The following is a 9001-nucleotide window of genomic DNA, read 5'->3' as shown; positions in this document are numbered from 1 at the left end:
GCTATCCCTTCCTCTCCCCGCTACCTCACGATAGTCAGGCTTGGGAATCGCTATTGGGTTCACCGGTAGCGGGTGCCCACAGAGGACTTTCACCTCAGAGGTACAACATGCCTGTCGTACCTAAAAAGAGCCTGACCTAATCGTCCGGCTCTTCAAACTATGATTTAAAATGATTAATGATAAAATCCCTGAAACCAATGATATATTTGCGGTGTTTATTAGGCCTAGGTGAAAGTCTGATAACATCCCGTAGGCTAAAATAAGCCACTCCAATCATCGCTATCCCTACAAAAACCTCAGGGGGCGACTGAATCAACTTGACAAATCCCAAAATGGACATAACCAGTAGAACCGCCACAATTCCCATGGTTGAGATCATATTCATGGTATTCTTGACGGTCTTAGGAGCCGCAAAGAAATAATAAATCGCGATGAGAATTGCTACAATAAAATAAAACATCCGCGCCTCCTTTTACTAAGATGCCCCACCCCAAAAAGCAAATTAAAAATATAAGATCAACAGAAAGTCCTGTTTTTCTAACCGCTCCGTTCCTTTAAACGGACTTTGAGGCAGGGGCCATATATAAAATAGCAAGTTATTAGGCTCCTTAGTGCCAATAAGAATCCGAATAAAATGCATCGGTATCTGGAAAATAATTATATTTCTAGAACTGCTTTATCCAAAAGAGCAGTAGCTAAGCAGTGGCTTCTCTTTTGACACATCATCGAGACTTCTTGCTTCGGTAGCAACTATCACGTCAGCTGATAGATATTCAAACAAGAGTAAATAGTTAACGCTGTCTGTTTATTCAGCTGACTTTTTCTTCTTATTAGCCTTATCACGGGCAGCCTTATTTAAGATTTGCTTACGCAGGCGGATAGATTCTGGGGTCACTTCCATGTATTCATCATCATTTAGAAATTCTAAAGATTCCTCTAAAGTCAGAATACGCGGTGTCTTGATAACAGCTGTCTGATCCTTAGTTGCTGAGCGAACATTGGTCATCTGTTTAGCTGTTGTAATATTAACCCCTAAATCATTGTCACGAGAGTTTTCGCCGACAATCATGCCTTCATAAACCTCAGTACCCGGATTAACAAAGATAGTACCACGCTCCTCAATACGCATGATAGAATAAGTCGTCGCTTTACCATTTTCAATAGAGACAAGAGCACCACGATGACGGCCGGAAATTTCACTAGGAACGACTGGCAGATATTGGTCAAAGGTATGGTTCATAATGCCGTAGCCACGCGTCATAGATAGAAATTCTGTCGAATAGCCAATCAAACCGCGAGCTGGAATCAAAAAGATTAAGCGGGTCTGGCCGTTACCAACCACCTGCATATCCAACATGTCACCTTTGCGTTCAGACAGGCTCTGGATAATAGCCCCCTGATATTCTTCCGGTGTATCAATTTGCACGCGTTCAAATGGTTCACATTTGACCCCATCAATTTCCTTGATGATGACCTCCGGACGCGACACTTGCAACTCATAGCCTTCACGGCGCATGGTTTCAATCAGGATAGATAGATGTAATTCTCCACGGCCTGAAACAATCCATTTATCCGGAGAATCTGTGGGATCAACACGCAGTGATACATCTGTCTGCAGTTCTGCTAAAAGACGCTCTTCTACCTTACGTGACGTTACCCATTTACCTTCACGACCGGCAAAAGGAGAATTGTTAACCAAGAAGGTCATCTGCAAAGTGGGTTCATCAATATGAAGGATCGGCAGAGGTTCAACCGCATCTGTCGGCGTGATAGTTTCACCAACGAAAATATCTTCCATACCTGAAACAGCAATCAATTCCCCAGCCTTTGCTTCTTGAATTTCACGACGTTCAAGGCCGAAGAAACCAAAAAGCTTGGTCACACGAAAGTTTTTACTTGTGCCATCCAGTTTAGAGAGCGTTACCTGATCACCAACCTTGACAGCTCCACGGAAGACGCGACCGATACCGATACGACCGACAAAATCGTTGTAATCCAAAAGAGAGACCTGAAATTGCAAAGGTTCATCAGAGTTGTCAATCGGTGCAGGAATATGATCAATAATGGTATCAAAGACCGGTGCCATAGTATGTTCTTGCTCCGCCGGATTATCCGATAAAGATGATGTGCCATTGATAGCTGAGGCATAAACAACTGGAAAGTCCAGCTGGTTGTCATCGGCTCCTAACTCAATGAAGAGCTCCAGAACTTCGTCAACTACTTCGTTGGGACGTGCCGCTGGTTTGTCAATTTTGTTAACAACAACAATCGGTGTTAAATTTTGCTCCAGAGCCTTTTTCAGCACAAAACGAGTCTGGGGCATGGTTCCCTCATAAGCATCCACAACCAGAACAACACCATCAACCATCTTCATGATACGCTCAACTTCTCCACCGAAATCTGCGTGTCCTGGAGTATCCATGATGTTGATACGTACATCGTTATAGGCCACTGCTGTATTTTTAGCTAAGATGGTAATTCCACGCTCTTTTTCTAGGTCATTGGAATCCATCGCACGTTCATCCAACTCCTTGCGTTCATCAAGCGTATGGGATTGCTTTAAAAGCTCATCGACCAGAGTTGTTTTCCCATGGTCAACGTGAGCGATAATAGCTACATTGCGAATATCTTCTCTAAGTTTAGTCATGATTTCCTCTATTTATCTATAAATATTTCAACCTTCTTATTGTACCACAATTTCCCCTTTAAATCAGACCTTTGAGCATGTAAACGTTTTAAAGTGAAGCTTCCAGATGCTTCACCATTTAATTACTTTATTACCTATAACCACTGAAATCGAAGCATTTTCTGCTATAATAAATCCACAAACCGGATGTGTCTACGCCACTGCGCAAATAGACGAAGTCTTCCCAACTACTTGATAGCCGGCCGAGCGTCTTCCTTAGCCTTCCTCTTTTGCTACATATCCCTGACACCTTTGTATCTCATTAAAAGAAAGGGTTGCAATGATTGATATTGATACTGAAAAATTAATTCCTTACAAACGAATGCCCAACTGGACTGCCACAACTATCCCTAACACCTTCATCAAGAAGCACAATACCAAGGCAGGAACTTGGGGGAAATTAACTATCCTTTCAGGCCAGCTGATTTACTATGTCTTAGACAATGAAGGTCAAGTGTTAGGGCAGACAAGCTTTGACAAGGACAGTCGGCCTCCTCTTGTTCCACCACAAGTTTGGCATCGTATCGAAGCAGCATCAAGCGACCTAGAATTTTATTTAGAATTTTACTGCCTACCTGCAGATTACTTTGCTAAAAAGTATCAAATCGAACCTCACTCTGAAGTGCGAGAAGCAATTGAACGAGAAAGCATTCCTGCAAACAAAACTTTGGATTTAGGCTGTGGAAAGGGACGCAACAGCCTCTACCTTTCCATTCTAGGCCATCAGGTAACCTCACTTGATATCAACCAACTTAGTCTAAACCGCCTAAGTCAGATCGCTGAACATGAAAATCTGCCAATTCAATGTAAGGTCTATGATATTAATGCCGCTAATTTAGCTAATACCTACGATCTTATTCTTTCAACAGTTGTTTTCATGTTCCTAGACCCCAAGCGTGTACCGGCCATCATTAGGGATATGCAGGAAAGTACCCGACCTGGTGGTTATAACCTGATTGTCTGTGCTATGGATACAATAGACGCCCCCTGCCCCATGCCCTTTCCTTTCACTTTTAAGAAAGGCGAACTAGCTGACTACTATAAAGAATGGCAACTCATTAAGTACAATGAAAATTTCGGCCACCTTCACAGGTGCGACGAAAATGGCAACCCTATCCGCATACGTTTTGCCACGATGTTAGCCAGAAAAATCTAATGAGTCAGGGAGAATCTTTTATACATCATCTTATAGAATCTACTTGGAAAACAAGGGTATTGCCATTATCATAACAGTTGCTATTTCCTTATTCGTTTCGCGTCCCTCGGTGCGAAACGGACTGACAATCATATAATAAAAACCTGATACCGTAATGGAATCAGGTTATTTTTACCAAGACAGAAATTACTGCCGGTGTACTCCCTTAGCGACAAGGGCTTCCAACTCTATCAGACGGTCTTCAAAAACCTTAAAAGCCTCTTCTAAATAAGAAGACGCCGTCATATCGAGTCCGGTCTTGCCGATAACCCCTAAAGGATAATCGGAACTACCAGCCTTAAGATAAGCCAGATAAGCTTCTTTGTCAGTTTGCCTGCCATGAACAATTTTTTGTGCTAAATAGCTGGCGGCCGCAAAACCTGTCGCGTATTGATAAACATAAAAGTTATAGTAAAAATGCGGAATTCTCGCCCATTCAACCTGAATCTGTGGGTTTTCCTCCTTAGCCAAGCCATAATATTTTTCATTTAAATCGGCATAAAGATCATTGAGGTACTGACTGGTCAGAACCTCGCCTCTAGCATCTGCTTGATGAATAGCTTGCTCAAACTCCGCAAAATGGGTTTGGCGAAAGACCGTTCCCTTAAAGCTATCCAAGTAATGATTCAAAATAACAAAGCGCTCTGTATCGTCTGTCACTTCCTGAAGCAAGGTTTCTGTCAAGATGTTTTCATTTGTTGTCGATGCAATCTCGGCCAAGAAAATGGAATAATCGCCATAAACATAAGGCTGATTTTCCCGTGTGAAAGTAGAGTGCATACTGTGGCCGGTCTCATGGATAAGAGTGTAGAGATTATCCAATGTATCCTGCCAATTAAGCAGCATAAAGGCGTTCGTATCATAAGCACCACCAGAATAAGCACCTGAGCGTTTACCCTTATTGACACAAACGTCAATCCAGCGTTCCCTAAAAGCACGTTTGACTCGCTCGCTATAGTCTTCTCCGAAAACACTTAAAACATCTTGGGCCTTATCCAAGGCTTCTTCATAGGTCACTGCCATATCCACACGGGATAATGGAGCATAGAGGTCATACATTTTCAAGTCGGGCAACCCTAAAACTTTCTGCCTCAACGCTATATAGCGATGAAGCAGAGGTAAATACTTATCAACCGTCGTTAACAAGGTGTCATAAACAGATTCTGGAATATGACTACCGGCCATGGCTGCCTGTCTAGCAGAATCATAATGTCGAACTTTAGCCTCAAAATTATGGCGCTTAACCGCAGTTTGTAGTGTCTTGGCATAGGTGTGCTGAAATTGTGCATAAATGCTGTAATAGGCTTCATAAGCTTGCTTGCGAGCCTCTCTATCAGGGGATTCCATCAAGATAATAAAATTCCCATGAGTCAGCTCAACTTTTTCACCATCGCTATCTTTAACAAAAGGAAAAACAAGATCAGCATTATCCAAAATTTCATAGGTTTCACCAGCAGCATCTAAGATTTCTTGGGCATTTGCCAAGAGCTCCTCTTCTTCAGGCGAGAGGACATGGGCTTTCTGATCAAAAAGCTGTTTAAAAAAGTGGCGATAGGCTTCTAACTCTGGCACTTCCGTCACAAAACTGTCAAACTGCTCCGAAGATAAGGCCAAAACTTCCGGCTCAAAGAAGGCAAAGGTTTGACCATACTTGGCATATAGGTTGGTTGCCTTAAACTGTAGTTCCTGATAAGCAGCTACTGTTGTATCCTGATCATTTTTCATAGAGGCGTAAACGTAGAGTTTCTCTAATCGGCGAGATAATGCTAAATAGTGTTCTGTCACTGTTAATAAATTCCTGCCTGACTGACCAAGTTGTCCGGCTACGCCTTTCGCCTCTTCAATTGCCTGACTAAGCAATTCAAATTCTGCCTCCCAATCTGCATCACTAGCAAAAACCGTTCTTAAATCCCATTGATATTTTTCTTCAATATGATCACGATTATCTGACATACCACATTAAAACGAGATAGTTTATGCTCAAACCATCTGTGTTTTCCCGTCCTTTCTTATAAACCTTTTGCGTTTATTTTATCATAAAAGGCTGGCGGGTAAAGCCTTTGAAATCTTTTATCACTACTGCTTCTGTAGAATGCTTCAAATTGCTGGTAAAATTTTGATAAGTCTCTTTCGATCTGGCAAAAGGATCCCTGAGGCGGTCGCACTTGCGGGTAAAAATCATCAACGGATTTCGATAGCAGATTTTCTCCCAAATAATAGGCTTCTTCCTGCTTTTTTAACCAGCGAGGATTTTTGGCAATAAGCTGACGCTGAATGTAAGATAAAAGATGTTCATCCATTTTCAAGCGATAGGTCTCCATGAGCTGCTTGACAAAAGGTTGGTGTAAAAACTCAAACAAATGCCCCGAAAAACGGCATTCTTTCACTAAAAAATGCACCCTGTTGTGCCCATCTTCATGAATTAAATATTTTAAACGCAGGCATTCTTTCGATAGATCCAGTTCCCAAAGGTGAAAGCCCATATTTTTTGAGAAGTAGAGAAAGTCGTGCTGCAGCGGTGTCAACTGCTTACCAAGCCAGAGCTTTTTCCCCAGCAGCCAGAGTACCTGAAAACCGCTTTTTTGATAGGCCTGTGTCCGTTCACGCAGTCGGTCTTCGGACAAGCGTGAACACTGCACTTCAAGCACCAGTCTTTCATTGACCAAAAGATCTGCAATCTGCCCTAATTTCGGTAAGAATTGCTCCACAACCACCCGCTCAGTTTTTGACAAACTAGTATAAAGGGCTGACTTGAGAGACAAATGTTCTGCTGATTCATTTTCCGAATAAAAGTGGCAGTCCTGCAGATTGATATGAGCAAAATGTGGCCTTTTTACGGTTCCCCGTTTCAAGCGAACTTCAGCTCCACAGGCAGGACAGAAGAAATCGTCCTTTTCAGGAAGGTCATCCAATAGATTAATCAGCCTGCCGGCCTTATTTCTTGCGACTAGCATAGCACACCTCCAATATATCAATCGGGGAGACTCCATGATCAGATAATCTTCTAAAATAATACCATCACAAAATAAGATAAAAGGAGTAAGATAGGTTTCACCTTTATTATTCGTAAATTATTTTAAAATACACCATTATTTAACTTGGGCCTTGAAAAATATTTTTACTGATGTGCTCTTGGGAACAAACTACTCTATTCTTATAGACCGCTATAAAATATTGAATATAACATTGCTCCCCCCTCTTTAATAGTCAAAAAGCTTATCTTGTACTTCCTCATAAGCTTTATAAAAATGAGGTGCTGCTAGATTTAGAGCCTGGCCGCTGTCATAGACACATTGACAGACAAATAATAGATCACTGAGATTATCGTGCAGGGTCATGATTTGACGGGTCAGGACCTTTTTAGCAAACGTACGTTTCATAAGGGGGACAGACAAAAAAGTTGGTAATTTGTAAGCTAGCAATTCGTTAGAATAATTTTTGAGATTAACACCGCGGGCTGCGACAATTTGTGCTGTTTCACGAATATTCTCCACTGCTGCTTTTAACGTTTGTGAAGAAGCCATAGCCCTTTCAACAGCTGCTTGAGTATCAGTTGTGTCGGTATACTTGATAATAGCTGAAATAACACCGGCATTGATGGCCATGTGCATCCAAATCCATTCCAGCATATCATAGGGCTGCTCCAGTTTAATTTGGCAATCCATGAAAATCTGCACTAACTTTTCATAATTAGGAAGGGCTGCCTTTTCCTTTCTTTCTAGCATGAAATGATCAAAGACGCAGGCCGTCAGCTTATTGTCCCTGATATTGCCGCCGGCAACTGGATAGCCTAAAATATAAGGACGCCCCTTTACCAGATTATCAATATAAGCACGGTCTTCCCAAATTCCGCAGGCTAAAATTAAGGTGCCAGAAATACCATCTGCCTCCAAACGTTCAAGGATAGAAGCAAGACCGCCTGACGGAACACTGACAAAGATGAAGTCATAGGCTTTGCTGGAACAGTGCTTCACTTGATAAACATCACTGCTTTGAATACCATCTTTCTCAGTCCGGCCATCCAGAAGTTCAATGTCTAACTCTTGGATATCGGCTCTTTTACTGCTCTTTCTGATAAGGTGTTCTACCTCATGACCCGACTTTTGAAAAAGATAGCCGTAAGTTGTTCCAATAACACCTAAACCCACTACTAAAATTTTCACTGTGAAACTTCCTTTCTACTCTTTTTTGCAGCCAGTAAATACCAAAGCAAGACCAGAACAAAAGATAGGATTTGTGCAATGGCGACTCTGACAAACATCAGCTCATCTGCCCCCGTATCAGATAGGGTATGAATGATATTGATTAAAAAGTTATTGGTAAAATGGTGGGACATAGCCATATAAAGGCTTCCTGACAGTCTAGTCATGAGCGCAAACTTAAATCCTACCATGGCAGAGGTAACAACCAGCATCAGCGCATTAAGTATAAAACCTGAAAAATTCATGTCCCCATCAAAGTAACTGCGCAGTGGCCCAACAAAATGCCAAAGACCAAAAAGTATTGAGGAGCAGACGGCTGCGGTTATAAAGCTGTATTTCTGCTCAAAAAGTTTTTGAAACAGGCCGCGAAAGGCTCCTTCCTCCATGATGACATTGATGACATTACCCACAAAGCAGATGAGAAAGAAGATTAAACCAGTTTCTCTGCCAACGTTCTTATCCACAGCATAGGCGCTAACATAGACATCCAGTCCTTGAAACTTGCCTTGATTGCTAAGCAGGAGGATTTCCACACCATAAGCCAGCACATAAACGACAAGTCCAAAAAGCAGTCCATTCCAAGTGTTTTTGAGGAAACCTCCTTGCCTAAAGCCTATCTCCTGCCAAGTGAGCTGAAAAAATTTGAGAGCTACATAGATGACCGCAATTCCCAATAATTTGTGCACAAAGGCTTCATTCCAGAAGGTTTGATCGGTCCGTAAAATAAAATAGTCAAAGAGATGCAAACCATAGCAGAGCAGATAGATAGTCAAGACTGCTAACTCGATTTTTTTCTTTTTGGGTAACATAGATAATCCTCCTTATACTAAGATACAAAAGCCGTTAAGCGCTCCAAAGAAAAATAGAGAACCTAACGATGAATCACTAAAGATTCAAAGAAACATTTTTTTCTAGGAG

General features: G+C 41.8%; 7 protein-coding genes. 1 reads left to right on the top strand and 6 read right to left on the bottom strand.

The window, feature by feature from the left end; translation table 11 throughout:
* Nucleotides 1–157 precede the first annotated feature (157 nt).
* Entirely contained in the window at nucleotides 158–460 is a 303-nt protein-coding gene (locus ACVR1G_RS08850) for a DUF3165 family protein (RefSeq protein ID WP_447452813.1), read from the bottom strand.
* Nucleotides 461–805: 345 nt separating this feature from the next.
* Complete coding sequence (gene typA / locus ACVR1G_RS08845) at nucleotides 806–2647, bottom strand: translational GTPase TypA (protein ID WP_447452812.1); 1842 nt, start codon at nucleotides 2645–2647, stop codon at nucleotides 806–808.
* Nucleotides 2648–2966: 319 nt separating this feature from the next.
* On the opposite strand from typA, the gene tehB reads away from it, so the two are divergent.
* Nucleotides 2967–3842, top strand: a complete 876-nt coding sequence (gene tehB, locus ACVR1G_RS08840) for an SAM-dependent methyltransferase TehB (protein WP_447452811.1) — start codon at nucleotides 2967–2969, stop codon at nucleotides 3840–3842.
* A 186-nt stretch (nucleotides 3843–4028) separates the two neighbouring features.
* On the opposite strand, the gene pepF is transcribed toward tehB, so the two are convergent.
* The 4 genes from pepF to ACVR1G_RS08820 all read right to left on the bottom strand — a co-directional run bounded on the left by pepF (nucleotide 4029) and on the right by ACVR1G_RS08820 (nucleotide 8892).
* Complete coding sequence (gene pepF, locus ACVR1G_RS08835; RefSeq protein WP_447452810.1) at nucleotides 4029–5834, bottom strand: oligoendopeptidase F; 1806 nt, start codon at nucleotides 5832–5834, stop codon at nucleotides 4029–4031.
* Nucleotides 5835–5890: 56 nt separating this feature from the next.
* On the bottom strand, nucleotides 5891–6835 hold the full coding sequence (locus ACVR1G_RS08830; RefSeq protein ID WP_447452809.1) for a competence protein CoiA: 945 nt from the start codon (nucleotides 6833–6835) through the stop codon (nucleotides 5891–5893).
* 246 nt (nucleotides 6836–7081) lie between these two features.
* The gene (locus tag ACVR1G_RS08825) at nucleotides 7082–8044 is read right to left on the bottom strand and encodes a ketopantoate reductase family protein (protein WP_447452808.1); all 963 of its coding nucleotides are present in this window, start codon (nucleotides 8042–8044) and stop codon (nucleotides 7082–7084) included.
* A complete protein-coding gene (locus ACVR1G_RS08820; protein ID WP_447452807.1) occupies nucleotides 8041–8892 on the bottom strand; it encodes a CPBP family intramembrane glutamic endopeptidase in 852 nt (283 codons plus the stop codon). The genes ACVR1G_RS08825 and ACVR1G_RS08820 overlap by 4 nt, the downstream gene beginning before the upstream one ends.
* Between the last annotated feature and the right edge of the window lie 109 nt (nucleotides 8893–9001).

Source organism: Streptococcus dentasini, assembly GCF_053206945.1.
This window is presented reverse-complemented; position numbering and strand designations above follow the sequence as displayed.